The organism is Hahella ganghwensis DSM 17046 (genome assembly GCF_000376785.1).
Classification (GTDB): Bacteria; Pseudomonadota; Gammaproteobacteria; order Pseudomonadales; family Oleiphilaceae; genus Hahella; species Hahella ganghwensis.
Window position 1 is genome coordinate 1 of the sequence record NZ_AQXX01000010.1, and the last position, 1328, is coordinate 1328.

Consider the following 1328-nt stretch of genomic DNA (forward strand, 5'->3'; position numbering starts at 1 on the left):
TTAAAGATTTTAAAGATTTTAAAGATTTTAAAGATTGATCACACTCAGACAGAGTTAACAAGATACATATACCTTATTAGAAAATTAAGCATGATAGATGTATTTAGATACGGAGGCTTTACTTATTTCTACCCTATTAATGAGAAAGTGCAAAAGGTTTCACTAGGGAAAGTTTCTGACTTTGATGCCAGTAAAGCCAGAATGAAGTTAATTCAAGCTTTCATAGGTAAAAAGGAAGACTCCTCTTCGAGAAAGAGAATGACTGCCTTGAAACATATTCGCGAGGCAATAGGTAACCAGCAATGAATATTGAAGAGTATTTGACCGAGTTATTGTATGTTGGACCTGATCTTCTTTACAAGTTTGCATCCACATCTTCACGTAGATATAAAACCTACCAAATAAAAAAGCGTTCTGGAAAAGGCGTTCGAACAATTGCACACCCCTCAAAAGAATTAAAGTACATCCAAAGACTTCTGGTTGAAAAACTTGAACAGCTACTGCCCGTCAGTGACAACGCGTATGCCTACATCAAAGGAAAAAGTATACGCGACAACGCCCAACAGCATGTTAATAACAAATACTTTTTAAAGATAGATTTTAGCGATTTCTTTTATTCAATAACGCCAGACATTTTCTTTTTTATGCTAAAAAAACATAAAATAGAGTACTCGCAAAAGGATCAATTTCTTTTAAAGAACCTTCTTTTCTGGCGGAAGGAACGGGATGGAGGCCTAACTCTGAGTATCGGAGCACCGAGCTCACCTTTAATATCAAATTTCGTCTTATACGACTTCGACAAAAGCATAAATAGTTGGTGCCAAGGAAATAAAATTGTTTATACAAGATATGCAGATGATATTAGCTTCTCTACAAATAAAAGGAATGCACTATTTGATGTATTGGCTAATGTCAAGAAAACATTGAATGATTGTGGCCTTGAAAATATAAAAATAAATGATTCGAAAACAATTTTTTCTTCAAAAGCACACAACCGGCACATCACCGGAGTAACCATTACAAACGATAATAAATTGTCGATTGGTAGAGAAAAGAAACGTTTGCTCTCCTCTATGATTCATCATTTTTCGCAAGGTAATTTACCAAAAGAAAAGTATGAGGAACTGAGTGGGCACCTCGCACACGCTTTTTTCATTGATCCCGATTTCAAAAATTTTGTAATTAAAAAGTACGGTAATGAAGTACTAAAAAATTTATTCCAACGCAAGTAACTTAAGGAGAGTCTGAATAACCCCAAGGTTCTGAGGTAATTCAAACTCTCGACGATATATGGCCGAATATTCAGAGTGTTTTTCCGGCCATTTTGG

At 35.1% G+C, this 1328-nt stretch carries 1 protein-coding gene and 1 pseudogene; both read left to right on the forward strand.

Features of this window, described 5'->3' with window-relative positions; translation table 11 throughout:
- Positions 1 to 306, forward strand: a pseudogene (locus F566_RS31365) (hypothetical protein); the annotation flags it as partial.
- Positions 303 to 1232, forward strand: a complete 930-nt coding sequence (locus F566_RS0100095) for a retron St85 family RNA-directed DNA polymerase (protein ID WP_020404957.1) — start codon at positions 303 to 305, stop codon at positions 1230 to 1232. The pseudogene F566_RS31365 and the gene F566_RS0100095, both read left to right, overlap by 4 nt.
- Positions 1233 to 1328: the final 96 nt, after the last annotated feature.

What these genes read in the sequence shown, in the direction of transcription:
- F566_RS0100095 (WP_020404957.1), top strand. Translation starts at nt 303, where the DNA reads ATGAATATTGAAGAGTATTTGACCGAGTTATTGTATGTTGGACCTGAT.